The sequence below is a fragment of the Cupriavidus necator genome, from assembly GCF_016127575.1.
GTDB lineage: Bacteria > Pseudomonadota > Gammaproteobacteria > Burkholderiales > Burkholderiaceae > Cupriavidus > Cupriavidus necator_D.
On record NZ_CP066018.1, the window covers coordinates 3,045,401 to 3,070,678 of the forward strand.

At 66.0% G+C, this 25,278-nt stretch carries 23 protein-coding genes; 19 read left to right on the top strand and 4 right to left on the bottom strand.

Annotated elements, in window-relative coordinates; all coding sequences use genetic code 11:
* Positions 1–54: 54 nt before the first annotated feature.
* The 11 genes from lpdA (at position 55) to I6H87_RS14275 (ending at position 10,866) form a co-directional block, all read left to right on the top strand.
* Positions 55–1,479: a dihydrolipoyl dehydrogenase gene (gene lpdA / locus I6H87_RS14225; RefSeq protein WP_010809466.1), complete on the top strand. Its 1,425-nt coding sequence runs from the start codon at positions 55–57 to the stop codon at positions 1,477–1,479.
* A gap of 90 nt (positions 1,480–1,569) precedes the next feature.
* A complete protein-coding gene (gene zapE / locus I6H87_RS14230; protein ID WP_011615610.1) occupies positions 1,570–2,667 on the top strand; it encodes a cell division protein ZapE in 1,098 nt (365 codons plus the stop codon).
* 105 nt (positions 2,668–2,772) lie between these two features.
* Positions 2,773–5,340: a heavy metal translocating P-type ATPase gene (locus tag I6H87_RS14235; RefSeq protein ID WP_037024106.1), complete on the top strand. Its 2,568-nt coding sequence runs from the start codon at positions 2,773–2,775 to the stop codon at positions 5,338–5,340.
* 3 nt (positions 5,341–5,343) lie between these two features.
* The gene (gene ccoS / locus I6H87_RS14240; protein WP_010809469.1) at positions 5,344–5,490 is read left to right on the top strand and encodes a cbb3-type cytochrome oxidase assembly protein CcoS; all 147 of its coding nucleotides are present in this window, start codon (positions 5,344–5,346) and stop codon (positions 5,488–5,490) included.
* 155 nt (positions 5,491–5,645) lie between these two features.
* Positions 5,646–7,094 (top strand): cytochrome-c oxidase, cbb3-type subunit I, encoded by a 1,449-nt coding sequence (ccoN, locus tag I6H87_RS14245; RefSeq protein WP_010809470.1) that lies wholly within the window; start codon positions 5,646–5,648, stop codon positions 7,092–7,094.
* Between the two features lie 18 nt (positions 7,095–7,112).
* Complete coding sequence (gene ccoO, locus I6H87_RS14250; RefSeq protein ID WP_010809471.1) at positions 7,113–7,775, top strand: cytochrome-c oxidase, cbb3-type subunit II; 663 nt, start codon at positions 7,113–7,115, stop codon at positions 7,773–7,775.
* 3 nt (positions 7,776–7,778) lie between these two features.
* Positions 7,779–7,943, top strand: coding sequence for a cbb3-type cytochrome oxidase subunit 3 (locus I6H87_RS14255; protein WP_010809472.1), 165 nt, complete (start codon positions 7,779–7,781; stop codon positions 7,941–7,943).
* Positions 7,944–7,945: 2 nt separating this feature from the next.
* Complete coding sequence (gene ccoP, locus I6H87_RS14260; RefSeq protein ID WP_011615608.1) at positions 7,946–8,863, top strand: cytochrome-c oxidase, cbb3-type subunit III; 918 nt, start codon at positions 7,946–7,948, stop codon at positions 8,861–8,863.
* A 49-nt stretch (positions 8,864–8,912) separates the two neighbouring features.
* Positions 8,913–10,385, top strand: coding sequence for a cytochrome c oxidase accessory protein CcoG (ccoG, locus tag I6H87_RS14265; RefSeq protein ID WP_041687434.1), 1,473 nt, complete (start codon positions 8,913–8,915; stop codon positions 10,383–10,385).
* Positions 10,386–10,414: 29 nt separating this feature from the next.
* Positions 10,415–10,624 (top strand): membrane protein, encoded by a 210-nt coding sequence (locus tag I6H87_RS14270; RefSeq protein WP_011615606.1) that lies wholly within the window; start codon positions 10,415–10,417, stop codon positions 10,622–10,624.
* A complete protein-coding gene (locus I6H87_RS14275) occupies positions 10,621–10,866 on the top strand; it encodes a hypothetical protein (protein WP_010809476.1) in 246 nt (81 codons plus the stop codon). Before I6H87_RS14270 ends, I6H87_RS14275 begins: the two co-directional genes overlap by 4 nt.
* Positions 10,867–10,929: 63 nt before the next feature.
* On the opposite strand, the gene fnr is transcribed toward I6H87_RS14275, so the two are convergent.
* Positions 10,930–11,655, bottom strand: a complete 726-nt coding sequence (gene fnr, locus I6H87_RS14280; protein WP_010809477.1) for a fumarate/nitrate reduction transcriptional regulator Fnr — start codon at positions 11,653–11,655, stop codon at positions 10,930–10,932.
* 78 nt (positions 11,656–11,733) lie between these two features.
* Between fnr and I6H87_RS14285 the strand changes: the two genes are divergently transcribed.
* The 8 genes from I6H87_RS14285 to truB all read left to right on the top strand — a co-directional run bounded on the left by I6H87_RS14285 (position 11,734) and on the right by truB (position 22,528).
* Positions 11,734–12,492, top strand: a complete 759-nt coding sequence (locus tag I6H87_RS14285) for a sulfite exporter TauE/SafE family protein (RefSeq protein WP_011615605.1) — start codon at positions 11,734–11,736, stop codon at positions 12,490–12,492.
* 568 nt (positions 12,493–13,060) lie between these two features.
* Positions 13,061–13,915, top strand: a complete 855-nt coding sequence (scpB, locus tag I6H87_RS14290) for an SMC-Scp complex subunit ScpB (protein ID WP_010809479.1) — start codon at positions 13,061–13,063, stop codon at positions 13,913–13,915.
* 5 nt (positions 13,916–13,920) lie between these two features.
* Positions 13,921–15,810: a 23S rRNA pseudouridine(2605) synthase RluB gene (rluB, locus tag I6H87_RS14295; RefSeq protein ID WP_011615604.1), complete on the top strand. Its 1,890-nt coding sequence runs from the start codon at positions 13,921–13,923 to the stop codon at positions 15,808–15,810.
* Between the two features lie 301 nt (positions 15,811–16,111).
* On the top strand, positions 16,112–16,600 hold the full coding sequence (gene rimP, locus I6H87_RS14300) for a ribosome maturation factor RimP (RefSeq protein ID WP_010809481.1): 489 nt from the start codon (positions 16,112–16,114) through the stop codon (positions 16,598–16,600).
* A complete protein-coding gene (gene nusA, locus I6H87_RS14305) occupies positions 16,597–18,072 on the top strand; it encodes a transcription termination factor NusA (RefSeq protein WP_010809482.1) in 1,476 nt (491 codons plus the stop codon). The genes rimP and nusA overlap by 4 nt, the downstream gene beginning before the upstream one ends.
* Before the next feature lie 91 nt (positions 18,073–18,163).
* Entirely contained in the window at positions 18,164–21,052 is a 2,889-nt protein-coding gene (gene infB, locus I6H87_RS14310; RefSeq protein WP_010809483.1) for a translation initiation factor IF-2, read from the top strand.
* 60 nt (positions 21,053–21,112) lie between these two features.
* Complete coding sequence (rbfA, locus tag I6H87_RS14315; RefSeq protein ID WP_010809484.1) at positions 21,113–21,481, top strand: 30S ribosome-binding factor RbfA; 369 nt, start codon at positions 21,113–21,115, stop codon at positions 21,479–21,481.
* Positions 21,482–21,580: 99 nt separating this feature from the next.
* Positions 21,581–22,528 (top strand): tRNA pseudouridine(55) synthase TruB, encoded by a 948-nt coding sequence (gene truB / locus I6H87_RS14320; protein WP_010809485.1) that lies wholly within the window; start codon positions 21,581–21,583, stop codon positions 22,526–22,528.
* Positions 22,529–22,565: 37 nt separating this feature from the next.
* Here truB and I6H87_RS14325 read toward each other — a convergent pair whose 3' ends face one another.
* The 3 genes from I6H87_RS14325 to I6H87_RS14335 all read right to left on the bottom strand — a co-directional run bounded on the left by I6H87_RS14325 (position 22,566) and on the right by I6H87_RS14335 (position 25,261).
* On the bottom strand, positions 22,566–23,558 hold the full coding sequence (locus tag I6H87_RS14325; RefSeq protein ID WP_011615602.1) for a Bug family tripartite tricarboxylate transporter substrate binding protein: 993 nt from the start codon (positions 23,556–23,558) through the stop codon (positions 22,566–22,568).
* Positions 23,559–23,642: 84 nt separating this feature from the next.
* On the bottom strand, positions 23,643–24,341 hold the full coding sequence (locus I6H87_RS14330) for an AroM family protein (protein WP_010809487.1): 699 nt from the start codon (positions 24,339–24,341) through the stop codon (positions 23,643–23,645).
* Positions 24,338–25,261 carry a DUF1177 domain-containing protein gene (locus tag I6H87_RS14335; protein ID WP_011615601.1) on the bottom strand — a complete coding sequence of 308 codons (924 nt, stop codon included), beginning with the start codon at positions 25,259–25,261 and terminating at the stop codon, positions 24,338–24,340. Before I6H87_RS14335 ends, I6H87_RS14330 begins: the two co-directional genes overlap by 4 nt.
* Positions 25,262–25,278 lie beyond the last annotated feature (17 nt).

The following is a 25,278-nucleotide window of genomic DNA, read 5'->3' on the forward strand; positions in this document are numbered from 1 at the left end:
CGTGATGAAGGCGCGCCGGCACAAGCTGTCGCCGGCGCCCACAAAGGAATTTCCATGAGCAAACAATTCGACGTGCTGGTGATCGGCGCCGGCCCCGGCGGCTACATCGCCGCCATCCGCGCCGGCCAGCTGGGCCTGAACGTGGCCTGCTGCGAAGGCAATCCGTATGACGATCCCAAGGGCGAAGCCCGCCTGGGCGGCACCTGTCTGAACGTGGGCTGCATCCCCTCCAAGGCGCTGCTGGCTTCCTCGGAGGAGTTCGAGAACGTCCAGCACCACCTGGGCGACCACGGCATCACCGTGGGCGACGTCAAGGTCGACGTGGCCAAGATGCTCAAGCGCAAGGACGACATCGTTGGCAAGATGACCAAGGGTATCGAGTTCCTGTTCCGCAAGAACAAGGTGACGCTGCTCAAGGGCTACGGCAAGTTCGTCGGCAAGAGCGCCGAGGGCTTCCAGGTCGACGTTGCCGGTGAAGTCGTGACCGCCAAGCAGGTCATCATCGCCACCGGTTCGAAGGCTCGCCACCTGCCGGGCATCAAGGTCGACAATGACCTGGTCAGCGATAACGAGGGCGCGCTCAAGTTCCCCGCAGTGCCGAAGAAGCTGGGCGTGATCGGTGCCGGCGTGATCGGCCTGGAACTGGGCTCGGTGTGGCGCCGCCTGGGCTCCGATGTGACCGTGCTGGAAGCGCTGCCCGCGTTCCTGGGCGCCGCCGACGAAGGCGTGGCCAAGGAAGCGCAGAAGCAGCTGACCAAGCAGGGCCTGAAGTTCAGCCTCGGCGTGAACGTCAACGAAGTGACGACCGGCAAGAACGGCGTGACCGTCAAGTACACTGACAAGGACGGCAAGGCGCAGACCCTGGAGGTCGATCGCCTGATCGTGTCGGTTGGCCGCGTGCCCAATACCGACAACCTGGGCCTGGACGCCGTCGGCCTGGCCGCGGACCAGCGCGGCTTCATCGAGGTGGACGACCACTGCGCCACCAAGGTGCCGGGCCTGTGGGCCATCGGCGACGTGGTGCGCGGCCCGATGCTGGCGCACAAGGCCGAGGACGAAGGCGTGGCCGTGGCCGAGCGCATCGCCGGCCAGAAGCCGCATATCGACTACAACTGCGTTCCGTGGGTGATCTACACCTTCCCGGAAATCGCATGGGTAGGCAAGACCGAAGCCCAGCTCAAGGCCGAAGGCCGCGAGTACAAGGCCGGCCAGTTCCCGTTCATGGCCAACGGCCGTGCACTGGGCATGGGCCACGCCGACGGCTTCGTCAAGATGCTGGCCGACGCCAAGACCGACGAGATCCTGGGCGTGCACATCGTTGCCGCCAACGCCTCGGACCTGATCGCCGAAGCCGTGGTGGCGATGGAGTTCAAGGCCGCCAGCGAGGATATCGGCCGCGTCTGCCACCCGCACCCGTCGATGTCGGAAGTCATGCGCGAAGCCGCGCTGGCCGTCGACAAGCGTCAGCTTAATATGTAAGGCGCATGCTTCGCATTGCCTGAGTACCGGCGCGCCGCATCCGCGGCGCGCCGTTTTCACTTGCGGCCCGTGCCGCAGGAACCCGTCAGCATGAACGTCACCGAGTACTACGAGAAGGAACTGAAGGAGCGCGGCTACCAGTCCGACGAAGCGCAATTGCGTGCCGTGGCCCGGCTGCAGCAGTGCTACGACGAATGGGTGGCCTACAAGAGCCGCCGCAACAATGCGCTGAAGAAGCTGCTGGTCCGTCCCGACGTGCCCAAGGGCGTCTACCTGTGGGGTGGGGTGGGGCGCGGCAAGTCCTTCCTGATGGACAGCTTCTATACCTGCGTGCCGGTGGTGCGCAAGACGCGGCTGCATTTCCATGAGTTCATGCGCGAGGTCCATCGCCAGCTCGAAGAGCTGCGCGGCCGTCCCGATCCGCTGGATGAGCTGGCCAGACGCATCGCGCGCCGCTTCCGGCTGATCTGCTTCGATGAATTCCACGTCAGCGACGTCGCCGACGCGATGATCCTGCATCGGCTGCTGCAGCAGATGTTCGAGAACGGCGTGCAGTTCGTGATGACCTCCAACTACCGCCCGGACCTGCTGTATCCGGATGGCCTGCACCGCGACCGCGTGCTGCCGGCCATCGCGCTGCTGCAGCGGAAGCTCGACGTGCTCAACGTCGACGCGGGCATCGACTATCGCAAGCGCGCGCTGGAGCAGGTGCAGGCGTACCACACGCCGCTCGGCGCCAAGGCCAGTTCCGCGCTGCGCGACGCCTTCACCTCGATTGCCGGCGTGGCCGACGAGTCGCCGCTGCTGCATATCGAGCATCGCGAGTTGCGTGCGCTGCGCAAGGCCAACGGCGTGGTGTGGTTCGACTTTGCCACGCTGTGCGGCGGCCCGCGCTCACAGAACGACTACCTGGAGCTGGCGTCCCAGTTCCACACCGTGATCCTGTCCGACGTGCCGCGCATGACGCCGCGCATGTCGTCCGAGGCACGCCGCTTCACCTGGCTGATCGATGTCTTCTACGACCACAAGGTCAAGCTGCTGATGTCGGCGGAAGTGCCCGCGGACGAACTCTACACCGAAGGCCAGATGGCCAATGAGTTCCATCGGACCGTATCGCGCATCATCGAGATGCAATCGCGCGAATACCTGGAATCCGAGCGCCGCACCATGGATACCACGCTCACCTGAGCGTTGTTTTCCGGCCCGGCGCGACGATTGCCGGGCCGCATTGACCTATATCAAGGTCGATTCGGGGGCCCGCATATACCCTCCATCGGGTAGAAAAAGGTTCCCATGTCGTCGCCCCCAGTCACCAGTCCTTCAGCCAGCTTACTGGCACCGTACCCGCCGTCCGCGCTCCGTGATGCCTTGGGCCCGGCTGCCGACGCCGGTGCGCGGCTGGCCTGCTTCCATTGCGGCCTGCCCGTCACGGACACCGAGCCGCTTGCCGCCGAGCTGGACGGCAGCCGCCGGGTGTTCTGCTGCGGCGGTTGCCAGGCATTGGCGCAGACCCTCCATGCGGCCGGCTTTGCGCACCTGTACGGGGATGAAGCCCGCTTCGCCCGCCCCATCGACGACGACGCCCGTCGCGAGGCCGAACCGATCTGGGCCGCCTACGACACCCCTGAGTTGCGCGCCCAGTTTGTCCGCCCGCTGGACAGCGGCCGCGCCGAGATCACGCTGGCGCCAGAGAACATCCGCTGTGCCGCTTGCGCGTGGCTGATCGAACAGCACCTGAGCCGCCAGCCGGGCGTTGAGTCCGCGGTCGCCAATGTCGCCACGCGGCGCGTGGTGGTGCGCTGGCGCGATGGCGCCCAGACGGTGGCGGGGCTGCTGGCCGCGCTGGCCGGCATCGGCTACATGGCCTGGCCGTTCGAAGTCTCGCGCACCGACCAGCAGGACCGCCGCGCGCGCCGCGGGCTGCTGATGCGCATGGCGGTGGCCATGCTCGGCATGATGCAGGTCATGATGTATGCGTGGCCGATCTACACGCACGAGGCCACCATCGACCCTGGCCAGCTCCAGCTGATGCGCTGGGCCAGCTTCGCCCTGACGCTGCCGGTGGTGTTCTATGCCGCCTCGCCGATCTTTGCCGGTGCCTGGCGCAGCCTGCGCCAGCGCCACATGGGTATGGACGTGCCGGTGGCGATCGGCATCGGCGCCGGCTTTGCCGCCAGCGCGCTGGCCACGGTGCGCGGAGTGGGTGAGGTGTATTTCGATTCGGTGACGATGTTCGTCGCCTTCCTGCTGCTGGCCCGCTACCTGGAACTGCGCGTGCGCCAGGCCTCGCGCAGCGGCGCCGAGATGCTGGCGCGCCAGCTGCCGGCCACCTGCGAACGGTTGGTCGCGACGGGTGAGGCCGGCGAGCGTGTGCCGGTCGCGCGCCTGCGTGCGGGCGATCTGATCCGCGTCAAGGCCGGCGAGATCGTTCCCGCCGATGGCGCCGTGGTGGCGGGCGCGAGCGAACTCGACGAATCCATGCTGACCGGCGAGAGCCGCCCGGTGCGCCGCGCCGCCGGCGAGACCGTGCTGGCCGGCAGCTTCAATACGGCAAGCCCGCTCGAACTGCGGATCACGCGCGTCGGCGCCGGCACCCGCCTGGCCGAGATCGTCGCGGTGCTGGACCGCGCGCTGGCTGAAAAGCCGCGCCTTGCCACGCTGGCCGACCGCGTCGCGGGCTGGTTCGTGGCGACGCTGCTGGGGCTGGCGGCGCTGACCGGGCTGGTATGGGGTCTCTGGATCGATCCGTCGCGCGCCTTGCTGGTGACGATTGCGGTGCTGGTGGTCAGTTGCCCGTGCGCCTTGTCGCTGGCCACGCCGGCCGCGCTGGCCGCGGCCGGTGCGGCGCTGTCGCGCCGCGGCGTGCTGCTGACACGCGGCCACGCGCTGGAGACGCTGGCGCGCGTCACCGACGTGGTGCTCGACAAGACCGGCACGCTGACCGAAGGGCGCTTTGCCGTGGCCGCGGTCGAGCCGCTGGCTGACGCCGATCGGACCCGATGCCAGGCGCTGGCCACCGCGATGGAGCGCGGTGGCGAACATCCGATCGCGCGCGCGCTGGTGGCCGCGGCGCAGGGTAACTCCGGCATGTCGCTCCAGGTGTCCGACATGCGCAACGTCCCGGGTCAGGGCCTGGAGGCGATCGTCGATGGCCAACGCCTGCGGCTCGGCCGCGCCGACTTTGTCGCGGCGCTGGCGCCCGACAGCGGCCAGGCACCGGACACCTGGCGCAGCGACGCGGACCATCCTGGCGCTACCGTGGTGTGGCTGGGCGCGCCAGCGGGTCCGCTGGCGCGCTTCGTCCTGGCCGATGTGGAGCGGACGCAGACGCCGCAGTTGCTCGTGCGGCTGCGTGAACTTGGCGTGCGCTGCCACCTGGTATCGGGCGATCACGCCGAAGCGGTCCACTGGTGGGCGTCGCACTTCGGCATAGCCTGCGTAGCCGGCGCGGTCACCCCGGAAGGCAAGCGCGACTACGTCGCGCGGCTGCAGCAGGGCGGGGCGGTGGTGCTGGCCGTGGGCGATGGCATCAACGATGCGCCGGTGCTGGCGCAGGCCCAGGTGTCGATCGCCATCGGCAGCGGCGCGCCGCTGGCCCAGGCCGGTGCGGACGCGGTGCTGACGCACGGCGGCGTGGCCGAGATCGCCACCGCACTGGCGGTGTCGCGCCGGACGCGCCGGGTGGTGCGCCAGAACCTGGGCTGGGCCTTCTTCTACAACGTCGTGGCCATCCCGCTCGCAGCGACGGGGCTGGTCACGGCCTGGATGGCCGGCATCGGCATGTCGCTGTCGTCGTTGCTGGTAGTGGCCAATGCCTGGCGCCTGCTGCGCGCCGGCAAGCCGCGCCACAAGGGAGTCTGACAGATGGAAACGCTTTACCTGCTGGTGCCGATGAGCCTGGTGCTTGTCGTGGTCATCGCGGGCGCGCTGTGGTGGGCCCTCCATGCCGGGCAGTACGACGACCTGGACCGGCCCGCCGAATCGATCCTGCTGGACAACGACAAGCCATGAACCCGCCGCGCGGCGCGCCCTCCGACCAGGGCCCAGCACGCAGGTTCCATGCATGCCCTGAGCGACTTGATAAAGATCAACGCACATGCAGCATGGTTTTTCTAAAGTCACACTGTCAGTAGGTTTTTTCTTTTCTCTAAGCTTTGGGGGTCTGAATGGATGTCACTGCCGCGTCTTCACGCGTCGACACCTTCAATTACGGCGTCGTAAGACAGTTCGCTGTCATGACGGTAGTCTGGGGGATCGTCGGCATGGCCGTCGGCGTGCTGCTGGCAGCACAGCTGATCTGGCCCGAACTCAACTTCAACACACCCTGGCTGTCGTTTGGCCGGCTGCGGCCGTTGCATACCAATGCGGTGATCTTCGCCTTCGGCGGCAGCGCGCTGTTCGCGACCTCGTACTACGTGGTCCAGCGCACCTGCCAGGCCCGCCTGTTCTGCGGCCCGCTGGCCGCGTTCACGTTCTGGGGCTGGCAACTGGTCATCGTCGCCGCCGCCATCACGCTGCCGCTGGGGATCACCAGCTCCAAGGAATACGCGGAACTGGAATGGCCGATCGACCTGCTGATCACCGCGGTCTGGGTGGCCTACGCGATCGTGTTCTTCGGCACCATCGTCAAGCGCAAGACCCGGCATATCTACGTCGCCAACTGGTTCTTTGGCGCCTACATCCTGACCATCGCGCTGCTGCACATCGTCAACAACATCGAGATGCCGGTGTCGCTGTGGAAGTCCTACTCGGCCTATGCCGGCGTGCAGGACGCGATGATCCAGTGGTGGTACGGCCATAACGCCGTGGGCTTCTTCCTGACCACCAGCTTCCTGGGGATGATGTACTACTTCATTCCCAAGCAGGCCGAGCGCCCGATCTACTCCTACCGCCTGTCCATCGTCCACTTCTGGGCGCTGAACTTCACCTACATGTGGGCCGGCCCGCACCACCTGCAGTACACCGCGCTGCCGGACTGGGCACAGTCGCTGGGCATGGTGTTCTCGCTGATCCTGCTGGCGCCGTCGTGGGGCGGCATGATCAACGGCATCATGACCCTGTCGGGGGCCTGGCACAAGCTGCGCACCGACCCCATCCTGAAGTTCCTGGTGGTGGCGCTGTCGTTCTACGGCATGGCCACGTTCGAAGGCTCGATGATGTCGATCAAGACCGTCAACGCGCTCTCGCACTACACGGACTGGACCATCGGTCACGTGCACTCGGGCGCGCTGGGCTGGGTCGCGATGATCTCGATCGGCTCGCTCTACTACCTGATTCCGCGTCTGTTCGGTGAGAAGCAGATGTACAGCGTCCGGCTGATCGAGTGGCACTTCTGGATCGCGACCATTGGCGTGGTGCTGTATATCGCCTCGATGTGGATCGCCGGGGTGATGGAAGGCCTGATGTGGCGCGCCACGCAGCCTGACGGCACGCTGACCTATGCCTTCGTCGAAGCGGTCAAGGCCAAGTACCCGTTCTACCTGATTCGCTTGCTGGGTGGCCTGTGCTTCCTGTCCGGCATGCTGCTGATGGCCTACAACGTGCTCAAGACCATCGTCGGCAAGCCCGCCGTGGATGCGCCGATTCCGGCCAGCATCACTGCCTCTGCCCACTGATCAATCCAGGATAGAAAGATGTCCGACAAACAACGCTTCTTTTCCCACGAAACGCTGGAGAAGAACATCGGCTGGCTGATCATCTGCACGATCCTCGTGGTCAGCATTGCGGGTCTGGTCCAGATCGTGCCGCTGTTCTTCCAGCACTCCACCACCGAGCCGGATCCGGGCATCACCCCGTATTCGCCGCTGCGGCTGATGGGCCGCGATATCTATATCCGTGAAGGCTGCGTCGGCTGCCACTCGCAGCAGGTCCGCACGCTGCAGGCCGAGACCGAGCGCTACGGCCACTTCTCCACGGCGGGCGAGTCGGTCTACGACCACCCGTTCCTGTGGGGCTCCAAGCGCACCGGTCCCGACCTGGCGCGCGTGGGCGGGCGCTACTCGGATGACTGGCAGCGCATCCACCTGCGCAATCCGCGCGACGTGGTGCCGGAATCCGTGATGCCATCGTACCCGTGGCTGGAAAAGGCCGAGCTGCCCACCAACGACATCCAGGCCCGCATGCGCGCGCTGGTGCGCCTGGGCGTGCCGTACACGGATGCCGAGATCGCCAAGGCACCGGACGAGCTCAAGGGCAAGACCGAAGAAGATGCGCTGGTTGCCTACCTGCAAGGCCTGGGCACCAACCGCCGCAACGTCCGCGTGGATTCCGCCGCGGCTGCGGCACCCAAGGAGTAAGCCATGGCCATGATCACTGCCATTGCGACCGTCGTGTCGATGGTCGTCTTCCTGGGGATCTGCTGGTGGGCCTGGTCCGCCGGCCGGCAGGCCGCTAACCGGGAATCCGCCATGCTGCCGTTCGCGCTGCCTGACGAAACCACGACAACATCGAGCCGGAACACCTAGCCATGAGCGATTTCATTTCCGAATTCTGGAGTTATTACATTGCCGCTATCGCGCTCATCGGCATCGTCTGGTGCGTGTGGCTGCTGTTCTCGCAACGCAAGGTCGCCAAGACCACCGGCGGCACTGAAGACACCGGCCATGTCTGGGACGGTGACCTGCGCGAGCTGAACAACCCGTTGCCGCGCTGGTGGATGTGGATGTTCCTGCTGGCCTGCATCTTCAGCCTGGCCTACCTGGTGCTGTATCCGGGACTGGGTTCGTATGCCGGCGTGCTGAAGTTCTCCACGCAGGGCGAACTTGCCGCGCACCGCGCGGCGCAGGAGAAAATGCAGAACGAGATCTACTCCAAGTACCTGAAGATGGACGTCAAGCAGGTGGCGGCGGATCCGCAGGCGCGCGAGATCGGCCAGCGCCTGTTCCTGAACTACTGCGCACAATGCCACGGCTCGGACGCGCGCGGCAGCCGCGGCTTTCCGAACCTGACAGACAGCGACTGGCTCTATGGTGGCGAACCCGACATCATCCAGCAGACCATCACCAAGGGCCGCAATGGCGTGATGCCGCCGTTTGCCGCGGCCATCGACGCCAAGCAGGCGGGCGACGTGGCGCAATACGTGCGCTCGCTGTCGGGCCTGTCGTCGGACCCGATCCGTGCGTCGCGTGGCGAGGGCGCCTTCAAGACGACCTGCGTGGCATGCCACGGCGCCGGCGGCAAGGGCAACCAGGCGCTCGGCGCGCCCAACCTGGCGGACAACGTCTGGCTGTATGGCAGCTCGGAAGGCAGTATCGTCGACGCAATCCTGAAGGGCCATAACAACCACATGCCTGCGCATGAGGAGATCCTGACGCCTGAACGCATCCGGATGCTGACGGCCTATGTCTGGGGTCTGTCCAATACTGGGGGCGGAGCCGGGCAATGACCGACGACTCATGTGAGCGGGCGCTGGCAGCTCGCGGGAGAGCATGCCCATGAACGCACCCGGGACCGAAGAAATGGCCCGGGCGGCCGACCTGCAACGGTCGGCCGCTGCGCCGGGCGAGACCTCTGACGAAACGCTCTACGAGGTCCGCCGCAAGATCTACCCGCGCTCGGTGACGGGCGCATTCTCCAGCTGGCGGGTCTGGCTGGTGATCCTGACCCAGCTGATCTACTACGGCACGCCCTGGCTCCAATGGAATGGCCGCCAGGCCGTGCTGTTTGACCTTGGCGAGCGCAAGTTCTACATCTTCGGGCTGGTGCTGTGGCCGCAGGACGTCATCTACCTGGCGGTGCTGCTGGTCATCTCGGCGCTGGCGCTGTTCCTGTTCACGGCGATCGCGGGGCGGCTGTTCTGCGGCTATGCCTGTCCGCAGACGGTCTACACCGAGATCTTCATGTGGATCGAGCGGCGGGTCGAAGGCGACCGCATCGCCCGCATCCGGCTCGATGGCGATCCGTGGAGCCTGCGCAAGTTCCGTCTCAAGGCGACCAAGCACTTCCTGTGGGTGCTGATTGCGCTCTGGACCGGCTTTACCTTCATCGGCTATTTCGCACCGATCCGCGAACTGGGCGGCGAGGTGCTCAGCCTGTCGCTGGGGCCGTGGCAGTCGTTCTGGATGCTGTTCTACGCGTTCGCCACCTGGGGCAATGCGGGCTTCATGCGCGAGCAGGTGTGCAAGTACATGTGCCCGTATGCGCGTTTCCAGAGCGTGATGGTGGATCGCGATACCTATGTCGTGACCTACGACGTCGGCCGCGGCGAGCCGCGCGGAAGCCGGTCGCGCAAGACCGACCACCACAAGGCGGGGCTTGGCGACTGCGTCAACTGCAGCATCTGCGTGCAGGTGTGCCCGACGGGCATCGATATCCGCGACGGCCTGCAGTACGAGTGCATCGGCTGCGGCGCCTGCATCGACGCCTGCGACCAGGTCATGGACAAGATGGAATATCCGCGCGGCCTGATCCGGTACACCTCGGAAAACGCGATGCGCAAGGGCTTGTCCGCGGCGGCATCACGCAAGCGCCTGCTGCGCCCGCGCGTGGTCATTTATTCCGTGATCTGGGTGGCGTTGCTGGCCGGGTTCATGGCTTCGATCGCGCTGCGCACGCCGCTGAAGGTCGACATCATCCGCGACCGTGGTGCGCTCGGCCGTGAAGTGGAAGGCCGCTGGATCGAGAATGTCTATCGCCTGCAGCTGATCAACACCACCGAAGCGCCGATGCAGATCAGCGTGCGCGCCGACAGCGACGAACTGAAGAACCTGACCGTGGAATACGATAAGCAGGCCGAATCGCTGGCGCCGACGTCCAACCGGTTGCTGCCGATCCGGATCCGCGTGCCGATCGAGGCCGCGGCGCAGGGCACGCACAAGATCAACGTGACGGTGACGAGCGAAGGCACGGAGCAGGGGCATGCCGAAATCCGGCAATCCACCAGTTTCATCGTGCCGCGCGATTTGTGAAGCTAGGTCGTCAAGATGAAGGGGGCAAGATGAGTCAGCAAGGCAATCCGTGGTGGAAGGAGCCGTGGCCGTGGCTGTTGATGAGCGGCCCGCTGGTGGCGATGGTGGCGTGTGGCGTGACGATCTGGCTGGCATCCACGCATCCGGACATGCCGGTGCAGGGTGCAACGCGCCATGGCCTGGTGGTCGAGAAGGCCGACGCCGCGCCGCCCAAGGCTGCCGCTGTGAGGCAGCCATGAGGTTGCGCTGGCTGATGTGGGTACTCTGGCCGGCGTTCCTGATGGCCGGGTTCGCGACCGCGACGGTGTTTTCGGTGGTGGATCCCGGTGACCTGAACTTCTTCGGCCAGCCGATCGAAGCGTCCCGCGAATCGGTCTACACCGTTGGTTTCCTGATGGCCTGGGTGTTCTGCGCGTTGTCCAGCGGACTGACGCTCTACACCATGCCGACGCGGCTCAGCGATACCGACGAACTGGAATAAGCGGATCGGTGTGAGGTCTGCGCTGCCATGTCCGCATGCGGTACCTGGCAGCGCCTTGGCCGCTTAGCAGGAGCGGCTGTAGAGCTGCTTGATGCCGTCGATGTCCACGAGCTTGACGTGGCGCTGGCGAATCTGGATCAGGCCGGCTTCGGCAAAGCGGGAGAACAGGCGGCTGACGGTTTCGAGCTTCAGGCCCAGGTAGCTGCCGATCTCTTCGCGGCTCATGCGCATCACGAACTCGGACGCCGAATAGCCGCGTGCCGACAGGCGCTCAGAGAGGTTGATCAGGAAGGCGGCAAGCCGTTCCTCGGCGCGCATCGAGCCCAGCGTGACCAGCATCAGTTGGTCATGCGTGATTTCCTTGCCCATCAGGCGCAGGAACTGCTGCTGCAGCGACGGCAGGTCTGCCGACAGGGACTGCAACTCGCTCATGCGGACCACGCAGACTTCGGTGTCCTCCAGCGCGGCGGCATCGGAGGCATGCTGCATCTCGCCCAGCCCGTCGAGACCGACAATTTCGCCGGGCAGGTGGAAGCCGGTAATCTGCGAGCGGCCGTCTTCAGTGGTGACGTGGGTCTTGAGCGTGCCAAAGCGCACGGCATAGACCGCGGTGAGCGGATCGCCCATGCGATACAGGGTTTCACCCTTGTGCACACGGATGCGTTCCTGAACCAGCGTGTCCATCTTGGCGAGGTCTTGCTGCGACATGCCGACCGGAAGGCACAGCTGCCCCATCGCACAGGTGGAGCAGCGTGGTGACATCTCGGTAATGGGAATGGAGGTGAGCAATTGGAACCTGCTAGAAATGGCAGCGAGGGCGCGATAACGGCATTTTACCGTGCGATGTGATGTGGTAGGGAGTGAGAATTGACACTTGGCGTACTGATCAGCGTTTTTCTGCTGGCTTTGCTGGGCGGGGTCCACTGCGCCGCCATGTGCGGCGGCGTGGCGCTGGCCGTGGAGCAGCGTCACGGCGCGGCGGCGACGATCAGTCTGGTGCCCAGCCGTGCCGCCTGGCTCGGCGAGTTGCTGATAATGCACCTGGGCCGGATCTCGACCTATATGCTGCTTGGGGCCGCGCTAGGCGCGGTCGGTGCTTCGGCGTGGAAACAGGACTATCTGCCGGTGCAGCGCTGGCTGTTCGGCGCGGGCAGCGTCATGCTGCTGTGGTCGGGCTGGCGGTTGCTGCGCGGCAACACGTTTACCGTCGACTGGCTGGAGCGGCTGGCGTCGCGTGCCAGCGCAGCGGTGGCGCGCCGGCTGGGTGGCGTGGCACGCGGCATGCCGTCCTTTGTGCGCGCACGCGGCGGCCTGGCGCGGCGATACGGCGTGGGCCTGGCGTGGGGGCTGGTGCCGTGCGGCATGGTCTATGGGGCGCTCACGCTCGCGCTGCTGGCGGGCAATGCGGCGTCCGGCGCACTCGTGATGGGCGTGTTCGGGCTCGGCACACTGCCTAACCTGCTGGTGCTCTCCGGCCTGTCAGGCTATTTGCGTACGCTGTCGCGACGTCCCGGCGTGCGCCTGGGGGCCGGCCTGGCGGTAATGGCGTTCGGCGGCCTTGGCATTGCGCGAGCGGTGCTGTTGCCACATTCGCTGGCCGAGCATGGATTCTGCCTGGTGTTCTGAGGCGCCGGCGCTGCGCCGGCAACGGATGATGGTTGCAGGCGGGGGCGGGAATGCCATACAATCGCCAACATTGCGGTATCGCGCGGTGTCTTGTGAGCCGCGGTAAGCAGCGGGCGAGCAGCGCCAGGCGGCCTTCATACCAGAAGGTGAGTTCAGGGCAGGGGAAGCGGAAGGTTTTCGATGCCCGTCCCGTCCCCACAGTCCATCCGGTTCAAAAGATCTGGTTCAAAAGTCCGGCTGGCACTGCGGTGTTGGCGATGCCGGCCTTGCTCCCGATACCCGTTTTTCTTGCGTCCGAGGCCTTCAGTTCGCTGACAGCGACGTCCGGTATGTGCGGACGCGCTACGCAAGAGGTTCGCTGGCTGGCCCATAACGGCATGCGAACGATCTCCTGCCGGAACGCCCGGCAACTCGATGCAAAGATAGGGAAGTGCACGGCTTGGATGCAGCAGGTATCCGGCTAGCTGCGCAATGAGATGGCGGTGGCTTTCGCACCGCTGTATCCAAAATCTCCGGTGCCCCGGATCCGTCCGGGAGCAGGTGCAAAGACAGGCTGCACACCATCAACATGAATACCCAAGAGGCGAAGATCGTCCTCGAGACGGCGCTGATCTGCGCGCAGGAACCGTTGCGCGTCAATGATCTGCGGCGGCTGTTTGACGACGACGTCGGCGCAGACACCATCCGCGTGCTGCTTGATGAACTGCGGCAGGACTGGCGGCCGCGCGGCGTGGAACTGGTGGCCCTGGCCAGCGGCTGGCGCTTCCAGAGCCGGCCGGAAATGCGTGAATACCTGGATCGGCTGAATCCAGAAAAGCCGCCAAAATATTCGCGCGCGGTGATGGAAACACTGGCGATCATTGCCTACCGGCAGCCGGTGACCCGCGGCGATATCGAGGAAATCCGCGGCGTGACGGTCAGCACGGAAGTCATCAAGAAGCTTGAGGACCGCAGCTGGATCGAGGTGATCGGACACCGCGACGTGCCGGGCAGGCCGGCGCTGTATGCGACCACCAAGGCGTTCCTGGACGATCTTGGCCTGCGTACGCTGGATGAGCTGCCGCCGCTGGAAGATGCCCAGGCGCAGGCGCAGGCAACCCTGCTGGAACAGCAGGCCATCAATTTTGAAGACCTGGCTGCAAACAAGGCGGCCAGCGCCGACGAAGAGGCTTTTGCCAACCCCGCCGCGCATGCGGCGGATGTGGCTGAAGCATCCGTCGCAAACGAAGCCGAGACGACCGGCCCGGTCGACCAAGGCGCCAATGGCTTTGACGCGCAACCGCTGCAAGCTGCAGCCGACGATGCCGCCGAGGCCGCTTCCACCGAACCAGCCGCACCCAATCCGGACGGGGCGCGGGGCGATTTGCCGGACAACGGCACCCCGCCGCACCCGAGCGAGCACGACGAGCGCGTGCCGAACTGAACAACATGCAACATCCGATAGTGAATATCTTGTCTGATTCCGTTGAGCAAGACACCCGCAATGCGGGCGCACCCGCCGACACCGGCGCCGCAGAACCCGGATCGGGCAGCGAAGCCGCGCCCCGCCGCAAGGGGCTGCGCCGCGGGCTGAGGAACCTGGTCGCATCGCGCCGCCAGGCACAGGACCGCGGCGAGGGCGCCGAAGGCGCCGGCGGCCAGGCCGATGCCGGTGAAGCGGGCGCCGCACAGGCGGCGGGCGGTGCGCGCGGTGGCCAGCGTGGCCGCGGCAAGCGCAAGACGGGGCAGGGCGAGGGTGGCCAGGGTAGCCAAGGCGGCCAGGGCACCAGCAAGGCAGAAAAGGTCGACCGTGCGGCCAGGGCCGAAGGCACCGACAAGCCTGAGCAGCCCGGCCGCAAGCGCAAGCCGGTCCAGCGCTCAGGCAAGGCGGCAGCGCCGGGCGAGGCGCAGGGTGCCGGTGCGCGGCAGCAGGGCCGCCGCAAGGATGGCGGCAAGCCGCAGGCGCCCCGCAAGGGCCAGGGCGGCGGGGACAAGACCACGGCGAGCAGCGAAGACCTGTTCCGCTTCGTGATCTCTGAGCAGTACGACAACGAAGACACCGTCATTCCGCGCACCAAGGCCAAGCCGGTGCGCGAGCTGTCGGCCGACGACGACGCGCCCAAGCTGCACAAGGTGCTGGCCGAGGGCGGGCTGGGCTCGCGCCGCGAGATGGAAGAACTGATCCTGCAGGGCCGCGTTTCGGTCAACGGCCTGCCGGCCCATATCGGCCAGCGCATCCTGCCGGCGGACCAGGTCCGCGTGAACGGCAAGCTGATCCACCGCAAGGTGTCGACCAAGCCGCCGCGCGTGCTGCTGTACCACAAGCCCGCCGGCGAGATCGTCAGCCAGTCCGATCCGGAAGGCCGTCCGACTGTGTTCGACAGCCTGCCGCGCATCAAGACCGGCAAGTGGGTCGCGGTGGGCCGCCTGGACTTCAATACTGAAGGCCTGCTGATCTTCACCACCTCTGGTGATATTGCCAACCGTTTCATGCATCCGCGCTATGGCGTGGAGCGCGAGTACGCGGTGCGCACGCTGGGCGAGCTGGCCGAGGCCGACCGCCAGCGCCTGCTGCATGGCATCAAGCTCGATGACGGCGAGGCCAATTTCCTGCGCATTGCCGACGGCGGCGGTGAAGGCGTCAACCAGTGGTACCACGTGGCCCTGACCGAAGGCCGCAACCGTGAAGTGCGCCGCATGTTCGAGGCGGTCGGGCTGACCGTGTCGCGCCTGATCCGCACCCGCTACGGCCAGTTCCTGCTGCCGCGTGGCCTCAAGCGCGGCCGCTGGCAGGAAGTCGAGCCCAATGACGTCAAGGCGCTGATGGCCGGTGTCGGCCTGAAGGTGCCCGGCAAGGGCGAGCAGGCTCCCAAGGGCGCCACCAAGGTAGGCGGGCGCAAGCAGCGCACCGAAGCCGCGATTGCCGGCATGCCGATGCCCACGGGCATGGACGGCCTGCCGCGCTTCGACCAGGGCGGCGCCCGGGGCGGTAGCGGCGGCCGCAGCAGCCAGCCGGATCCGATGAAGACCTCGATGGGCTATATCACCCACGGGCCCACCTTGCTGACCTCGCACGCGGCCAGCCTGGGCGGCGGGCGCGGCACTGGCGCACGCCAGGGACGTGGTGGCGCCGGCATGGGCGGCATGGGTGGCATGCGCGGTCAGGGTGGTCAGGGCGGCCTGGGTGGCCAGGGTCAGGGCAAGCCGCGTCGCGGCGGCGGCGAAGCCAACGGCAATGTGATGCCGAAGGCGTCGAAGCCGGGCGGCAACCGTTCCCCGCGCGGCGGTAGTGGCGGTGGCGGCGGCAACCGTGGTGGCAACCGCGGCGGCAACCGATAAGCGCTGAATCCGGCGCATGGCGGGTTGAACGCCCGCCGGCGCCGGATTCAGTGCACGGAAATGTCTGGCTTTTGCCTTTTCGACATAATCCGCGTATAATTCAAGTCTATTCAAAAAGCCATCCTCGTCGAGGATGGGCGAATGATGGGCATTGCGCCCATTTTTTTTTGGTTCGCCCGTTTTTCGGTTCTCTCCGCTGGGGCGGGGGGATGGCGGACAGGCAGGGCTGCAGCAGGGTCGTCCCGGACGGCACCGGCGGGTTTGCCTGCCACGGTGTTGATGGCCATTACTCGGGATAACAGTGCATCTGGCAGATTTGATCGAAACCACCCTAAGCGGCATGGGATATGAGCTGGTCGAGCTCGAGCGTGCCCCGGCCGGATTGCTGCGTGTCTATATCGATCAGCCTGAAACCGGCATTGCCATCGAGGATTGTGAAAAGGTGAGCCGCCAGCTCACCCACGTGTTCACGGTCGAGAACGTCGACTATGAACGCCTCGAGGTCTCGTCGCCCGGACTGGACCGGCCGCTGAAGAAGCTGGCCGACTACGTCCGCTTTGCCGGCGAGGAGGCGCGCGTGACGCTGCGCCTGCCCGTCAACGGACAGAAGAACTTCACAGGCATCCTGCGCGAGCCCACCGGCGCGGCGGGCGAGGAGAAGATTGGCCTGGAGTTCGAAGGCAAAGATGGCCCGGCGCTGCTGGAATTTGCCGTATCCGATGTCGACAAGGCACGCCTGGTGCCGGTGATCGACTTCAAAGGAAATCAAAGAAAAGGGAACAAGCAATGAGCCGCGAAGTTCTGTTGCTCGTCGATGCGCTTGCGCGTGAGAAGAACGTCGACAAGGATGTGGTATTCGGTGCCCTGGAGGCGGCGCTCGCCTCGGCCACCAAGAAGCGTTTCGAGGAAGACGTGGATATCCGTGTCGCGATCGATCGCGAGTCGGGCGAGCATGAAACCTTCCGCCGCTGGCTGGTCGTTCCCGACGAGCTGGGCCTGCAAGAGCCGGACAAGCAGATCCTGCTGTTCGAAGCCCGCGATGAAAACCCCAGCATCGAGCTGGGTGACTTTATCGAGCAGCAGATCGAGTCGGTCGAGTTCGGCCGCATCGGTGCGCAGGCTGCCAAGCAGGTGATCCTGCAGCGCATCCGCGACGCCGAGCGCGAGCAGATCCTGAACGACTACCTGGATCGCGGCGAGAAGATCATGACCGGCACGGTCAAGCGCGCCGACAAGAAGGGCCTGATCGTCGAGTCCGGCCGCGTGGAAGCGCTGCTGGCCCGCGACCAGATCATCCCCAAGGAAAACCTGCGCACCGGTGACCGCGTGCGTGCGTATATCCTGAATGTGGACCGCGCCGCGCGCGGCCCGCAGATTGAACTGTCGCGCACCGCGCCCGAGTTCCTGATCAAGCTCTTCGAGAACGAAGTGCCGGAAATGGAACAAGGCCTGCTGGAGATCAAGGCGGCTGCCCGTGATCCGGGCGTGCGCGCCAAGATCGCCGTGGTCGCGCATGACAAGCGCATCGACCCGATCGGCACCTGCGTCGGCGTGCGCGGTACCCGCGTCACCGCGGTGCGCAACGAGATCGGCGGCGAGGCCGTGGACATCGTGCTGTGGTCGGAAGACCCGGCGCAGTTCGTGATCGGCGCGCTGGCACCGGCACAGGTGCAGTCGATCGTGGTCGATGAAGAAAAGCACAGCATGGACGTCGTGGTCGACGAGGAAAACCTCGCCGTCTCGATCGGCCGCAGCGGTCAGAACGTGCGCCTGGCGACCGAGCTGACCGGCTGGCAGATCAACATCATGACGCAGGAAGAGTCGGCGCAGAAGCAGGCCGAAGAGAGCGATGTCGTGCGCAAGCTGTTCATGTCCAAGCTGGACGTGGATGAGGAAGTTGCCGACATCCTGATCGAGGAAGGCTTCTCCACGCTGGAAGAAGTGGCTTATGTCCCCATCAGTGAAATGATGGAGATCGAGGCCTTTGACGAAGACACCGTCAACGAGCTGCGCAATCGCGCGCGTGATGCGCTCCTGACGATGGAACTGGCCCGGGAAGAAAAGGTGGAAGAGGTGTCGCAGGACCTGCGCTCGCTCGACGGCCTCAACCCGGAACTGATCGGCAAGCTGGCCGAAGGCGATATCCATACGCGTGACGACCTGGCCGAACTGGCCGTGGACGAGCTGGTCGAGATGACCGGTGTCAGCGAGGAAGAAGCCAAGTCGCTGATCATGAAAGCACGGGAACATTGGTTCAACTGAGGGACACGGCCGGGCCGGCCTACACCTGGCCCGGGCGCGCTTTCCGCAACGATTTGTCCCGACGTAGAAACCAAGCATTGAAAGGGTTTGAATGGCAAGCACAACAGTTGCCCAACTGGCCGCAGAACTGAGTCGCAGCGCAGCTGCCCTGCTGGAACAATTGCAGGCGGCTGGGGTGGGCAAAGCGACGCCAGAAGACATCATCACGGAATCGGATAAGACCAGGCTGCTGGACTATCTGAAGCGTTCGCACGGCCAGGCCGACGACAGCTCCCGCAAGAAGATCACACTGACCAAGCGCGAAACCTCCGAGATCCGCCAGTCGGATGGCACTGGCAAGACCCGCACGGTCCAGGTGGAAGTGCGCAAGAAGCGCGTGCTGATCAAGCGCGACGAAGCTGCGCCCGATGCCCAGGCCGACGCGGTCGAAGCCCAGGCGCCTGTCGTCGATGCTGTCGAGGAAGCTCGCCGCGACGAGGAAGAACGCCAGCAGGCCGAACTGCTGGCGCGCCAGGAAGCTGAAGCCAAGGCCGCCCGCGAGGCAGCCGAGCGCGAGGAAGCCGAGCGCCGCGCCCGCCAGGAAGCGCTGGAGGCTGAACAGCGCCGCCAGGCCGAACTCGCCGCCCGCAAGGCGGAGGAAGAGGCTGCCGCGTCGCGCGCCGTGACCGAGGCCAACGAGGATTCCTCGCGCAAGAAGGCAGAGGACGAGAAGGCACGCGTCACCGCCGAACGCGCCGAGGCGCAGAAGGCTGCCGACGAAGCCAAGGCTGCCGCCGACAAGGCCCGCGCAGAGCAGGAAGTCGCTGCGCGCAAGCGCCGCGAGGCTGCCGAAGCCGAGGCCCGTGCGATCCAGCAGATGCTGAACGCGCCGCCGCGCGTGCTGAAGGCGCCGTCCGAGCGCAAGGCTGAAGAGAAGAAGGCCGAGCAGACCGGTACGCTGCACAAGCCGGTGAAGCCGGCCGGTGCGACCACGGAAGCGAAGAAGGACGAAAAGAAGCCGGCCACCACGACCACGACCACGGCAACCGCCGACAAGAAGGGCAAGGTCGTGAAGGCGGGCTGGCAGGACGACAGCAGCCGCAAGAAGGGCAGCGGCCTGAAGACCCGCGGCGATACTTCGGGTGGCGTGGGCGGCTGGCGCGGTGGCCCGCGTGGCCGCGGCGGCAGGCAGCAGCAGCACGACGACAGCCGCAGCAGCTTCCAGGCGCCGACCGAGCCGGTGGTGCGTGAAGTGCACGTGCCGGAAACCGTCTCGGTGGCCGACCTGGCGCACAAGATGGCCGTCAAGGCATCCGAGGTCATCAAGCAGATGATGAAGCTCGGCCAGATGGTGACCATCAACCAGGTGCTGGACCAGGAAACCGCCATGATCGTGGTGGAAGAAATGGGCCACAAGGCGTATGCCGCCAAGCTGGACGATCCGGAAGCGCTGCTGGTGGTGGGCGGTGAGGAACACACCGACGCCGAGCTGCTGCCGCGTCCGCCGGTGGTGACCGTGATGGGTCACGTCGACCACGGCAAGACCTCGCTGCTGGACTACATCCGCCGCACCAAGGTGGCCGCGGGCGAAGCCGGCGGGATTACGCAGCACATCGGTGCCTACCATGTGGAAACCGACCGCGGCGTGATCACGTTCCTGGATACCCCGGGTCACGAGGCCTTCACGGCCATGCGTGCCCGCGGTGCCAAGGCGACCGATATCGTGATCCTGGTGGTGGCCGCCGACGACGGCGTGATGCCGCAGACCAAGGAAGCCATTGCGCATGCCAAGGCTGCCGGTGTGCCGATCGTGGTGGCGATCAACAAGATCGACAAGCCCGATGCCAACCCGGACCGCGTCAAGCAGGAACTGGTGGCGGAGCAGGTGGTGCCGGAAGAATACGGCGGCGATTCGCCGTTCGTGCCGGTTTCCGCCAAGATGGGTACCGGTGTGGAAGACCTGCTCGAGCAAGTGCTGCTGCAAGCCGAAGTGCTGGAACTGACCGCTCCGGTGGATGCCCCGGCCAAGGGCCTGGTGGTGGAAGCCCAGCTGGACAAGGGCAAGGGCCCGATCGCGACCATCCTGGTCAGCAGCGGCACGCTCAAGCGTGGTGACGTGGTCCTGGCTGGCAGCGCCTACGGCCGCGTGCGTGCCATGCTGGACGAGAACGGCAAGCCGACCAAGGAAGCCGGCCCGTCGATCCCGGTGGAAATCCAGGGTCTGTCGGAAGTGCCTGCCGCCGGTGAAGAAGTGCTGGTGCTGCCGGACGAGCGCAAGGCACGTGAAATCGCGCTGTTCCGCCAGGGCAAGTTCCGCGACGTGAAGCTGGCCAAGCAACAGGCCGCCAAGCTGGAGAACATGCTCGAGCAGATGGCCGAAGGCGAAGTGCAGACGCTGCCGTTGATCGTCAAGGCCGACGTGCAGGGTTCGCAGGAAGCGCTGGTGCAGTCGCTGCAGAAGCTGTCGACCGCCGAAGTGCGCGTGCAGATCGTGCATGGCGGCGTGGGTGGCATCTCCGAATCCGACGTCAACCTGGCGACGGCTTCGAAGGCGGTCATCATCGGCTTCAACGTGCGTGCCGACGCCGGTGCGCGCAAGCTGGCCGAGCACAACGGCATCGATATCCGCTACTACAACATCATTTACGATGCGGTAGACGAGATCAAGGCGGCGATGTCGGGCATGCTGGCGCCGGAGAAGCGCGAGACCACCATCGGCCAGGTCGAGGTACGTCAGGTGTTCCGCGTGCCGAAGATCGGTGCGGTGGCCGGCTGTATGGTCACCGACGGCCTGGTCAAGCGCAACTCGCTGGTGCGCGTGCTGCGCAACAACGTGGTCATCCACGACGGCGAGCTGGATTCGCTCAAGCGTTTCAAGGACGATGTGAAGGAAGTGAAGCAAGGCTTCGAGTGCGGTCTGTCGATCAAGAACTTCAACGATGTTCAGGAAGGCGACCAGCTCGAGGTGTACGAAATCACAGAGGTGGCGCGTACGCTGTAAGGCGTCGCAAGCAACGGCAGGCTTCGGCCTGCCGTTGTCATCTCGACCAGACTGTATTGAATGGCCAAGAAAGGCAGTATCTCCTCCCGCAATCTCCGCATCTCCGACCAGATCCAGAAGGACCTGGCCGAGATGATCCAGCGCGAACTGCGCGACCCGCGCCTCGGCCTGGTCACGCTGCAGTCGGTCGCGCTGACGCCGGACTACGCGCACGCCAAGGTGTACTTCACCGTGCTGGGCGCCGAAGCCGCCGAGGCGGAAGCCATCCTGAACGAAAAGGCCGGCTACCTGCACTCGCTGCTGTACAAGCGCCTGCACATCCATACCGTGCCGACGCTGCGCTTCTTCCACGATACCTCGGTCGAACATGCGATCGAGATGTCCAAGCTGATCAACGAAGCGAACGCCACGCGTTCGAAAGACGACTGAAGCCGGCGCCCATGCCGCCCTGGCATGGGTTTCGCGGCCACTACGTTTACGTTGCCGCCATCCGCGCCGCATCGCCGTCCCGCCTCCCGCTTTCTCCCGATGACCGATTCCAACGCCAACCGTCCGCCGCGCCTGCCGCGCCGCGAGGTCCATGGTGTGTTGCTGCTCGACAAGCCGCTGGGCCTGTCGTCCAACGACGCGCTGGTGCGCGCCAAGCGCCTCTTGCGCGCGGCCAAGGCCGGCCATACCGGCACGCTGGATCCGCTTGCCACGGGGCTGCTGCCGCTGTGCTTCGGCGAAGCCACCAAGTTTTCGCAGGACCTGCTGGAAGCGGACAAGACCTATGACGCCGTAGTGCGGCTGGGCTCGCGCTCGAGCACGGGCGACGCCGAAGGCGAACTGCTCGACGTGCGCGAGGTCACCTGCGATTGCGCCGCAGTGGAGCAGGCGCTGGCAAGCTTCCTCGGCGAGATCGAACAGGTGCCGCCGATGCATTCGGCGCTGAAGAAGGACGGCCGCCCGCTGTATGAATACGCGCGCGCCGGCCAGACCGTGGAGCGCGCGGCGCGCCGCGTCACCATCCGTTCGATTGCGCTGCTGGAGTGCGCCTTGCCCGAAGCCCCGTCGTTCACGATGCGGGTGACGTGCAGCAAGGGCACCTATATCCGCACGCTGGCCGAGGACATCGGCGAAGCGCTGGGCTGCGGCGCGCACCTGACCGGACTGCGCCGGATCGCCGTGGGCGACCTGACGCTGGACGGCGCGGTGACCCTGGAGCAGATCGAGCAGCGCGACGACTCGCAGCGCCCGGCCATGCTGGCACCTGTGGACGCCTTGCTGCAGAAGTGTGCGCCGGTGCATCTGGACGAGGTCTCCGCAGCGCGCTTCCTGCAGGGCCAGCGCATCGCTCAGCGCGACCTGCCGGCCGACACCGGGCTGGCCGAGGATGCGCTGGCGCGCGTCTATGCCGGCGAACCAGCCCGGCTGCTGGGCGTGGCACGCATGCGCGAAGGCGCGTTGCGGCCGGAGCGGCTGGTCAAGCTGTAAATTGCGTGAGGGGCGTAAATGGCCGCCCCGTCAGCAATTACTCGAGCGTGATCTTGGCCGTCTTGATGACATCGGCCCACATCTTGCGGTCCTGGGCGAGGAACCCGGCGAAATGCTCCGGCGTATCGCCCACGGGCTCGGAGCCGAATTCAGCCATCTTCTTCCTGACTTCCGGGTTCGCCAAGGCCTTGACCAGCGCCTGGTTGTAGCGGACCACGATTGCCTTCGGCAGGTCCTTCGGCCCGAAGATGCCTTGCCAGGTCGGCATGTTGAAGTCCTTCAGTCCGCTCTCGGCAAGCGTCGGCACGTCCGGCAACAGGGGCGAGCGCTTGCTGCCGGTGACTGCCAGCGCCTTGACCTTGCCGGTCTTGGCCAGCGTCGCCGCGGTGGTGATGTTGTCGACCGTCATGGCGATATGCCCGCCCATCAGGTCGGTGATCACCGGGGTGGCACCCTTGTACGGCGCATGGACCATGTCGATGCCAAGACGGTGCAGCATGGTTTCGGCAATCAGGTGATTTGACGTGCCGACGCCGGCGGTGCCGTAGGTGACCTGCGGCGTCTTTTTGACGTAGGCGACGAAGTCGGCCATGGTCTTGACCGGCAGGGCCGGATTGACGATCACGACATTCGGCTGGGTGGCCAGCATGGCGATGGGCGTGAAATCATCCGCCTTGTATGGCGTGCCCTTGGGGTTGAGCACGTGGGTCACCGCCATCGCGCCGGCGGCGCCCATGCCGATGGTGTAGCCGTCGGCCGGGGCCTTGGCCAGCTTGTCGGCGGCGATATTGCCACCCGCACCCGGCACGTTCTCCACCACCACCGGAACCCCCAGGCTTTCCGACAGCGGCGCCTGCACCAGGCGCGCCAGCAGATCGGCCGAGCCGCCGGGCGCAAAGCCCACCAGCAGGCGCACCGGCTTGGCCGGCTTCCACTCCTGCGCCTGCGCGCCCGGGATCACCGCCGCGCCCAGGCTCATCCACATCATGCCGCGTGCCAGCGGCCCCATCCACTTCGCCACCTGTTTCATTGTTACTTCCACTCCAGCAGTGTCATGGGCAATCTGTCAGCGGGCTTGCCCTTACCCGAAAATGGATTCGCTTCGTGCCTGGATTCAGGCCGCGGCACCAGCCAGTACCTGTCCCAGCAGCCTTGCCACCATGCGGTTGGAGAGCAGCACCGGCGCGCCGGCATGGCGCGCCACCTCGGCCCGCATGGCTTCGGTGTAGCCCATGCAGTGCATCACCACCAGGTCGCAGCCGCGCAGCGTCTCGCCCGCCTGCGCGAAGCGATCGGTGCTGGCGTCGGTATAAGGCGAGGCATGGGTGACGCGCAGTTCGCAGGGCACCGGCTGGATCAGGTGGAAGCTGCTTACCTGGGCCTCCAGCGGCAATACGATGCCGAGCCGCTTGCAGCCCTGCGCCAGCGCCACGGTCAGATGGTCCACTACCTGCTGCGGTTCGATGACCAGGGTCCGCATCGGCGGCAGGGCGGTGCCGGTGCACAGCGGCACCAGGGCGTCGAAGCGGCCGTCGTCCAGCGAGGTCATCAGCCGGGCCAGCATGGCCTCGGCCACCGGCTTGCCCATCACCGCCTGCGTGCCGTCACGCAGCCGGCTGGCAAAGCGGTACTCGCCGGGCGCGGGCGCCAGCGCGGCAATATCTTGCGGGCCCAGCGCGTCCAGGATGCCGAACTCTTCCACAGTGGCCGGCAGGCCCAGGTCGGCAATCATCTGCGGTACCACGTCTGTCCTGGGCGCCTGCCCGATGGTGACGAAGGCCACGCGTGGCTGGCGTGCGGCAGGCGTGTTCATGCCTCGGTTCCCACGGTCTGCAGATGGGCCAGCGAGCCATAGCGGCGCTGCAGCTCGGCCCACTCGACCGCGTCGTAGAAGTCGCACTGGCCCTGGCCGAACTGCTTCGCCACCTCGATGCAGAAGCGCGTCGCCACGTCGATGTCGAAGGCGTTGGTGACGCCGGTTGCGCAGCCTGGCACAGTGGTCTGCGCGGTCAGCGCCACGCCCACCACCGGGGCAGGGGTCACGATGGCCGGCTGCATGATCGAGTTGACGTGCCACAGGCCGTTCTCATACGGCGTGATGTCCTGGGTGGTCAATGGCAACACCATCGGCAGTTCGCCGCTGACCCATCCCATCAGGTCCAGCATCCGCTCCGGCAGGCGCAGCAGCCAGCCTTCTTTGGCCACCGGCGTCAGCGCCACGCCGCGGCGGTTGACAAAGCGGTTGCCGCGCGTGGTGTCGACCGACAGGATCGCCGCCATGCGCGGGTGCACCTCATGCGACATCATCGTGCGCATCGCAAAGGGCGATTTCATCATCGGCACCGGATGATGCGGCCGTGTGGCGGCATGCGGGCAGATATGGGTGTGGATGCGCACCGGACCGGCCAGCACGTCGCCGGTGGCGGCCATGTCGGCCAGCTTCAACGCGCTGGCGACGGCCACGATGGCGCCGTCGGCATCGGACACCAGTCCCGTCACGGCCGGGCGTGCACCGACGCCGCCCAGCCGGCCCACCACGCCAAGTGCGGGCGCGTCCGGGTTCTGTCCGGGCACCGTGCAGGCGAGGAAATCGGTGTAGAGGCCGTTCTCTTCCACGCGCGTGACGGTGACATCGTCCAGGCCGCGCGAGCGCAGCAGTGAGGCGACGGCTGCGCCGTCGACATTCGCTGCCGACAGCAGCTCGATCGATTCAATAACCTGCTTGATAGACATCTTGCTTGACTTCCTGG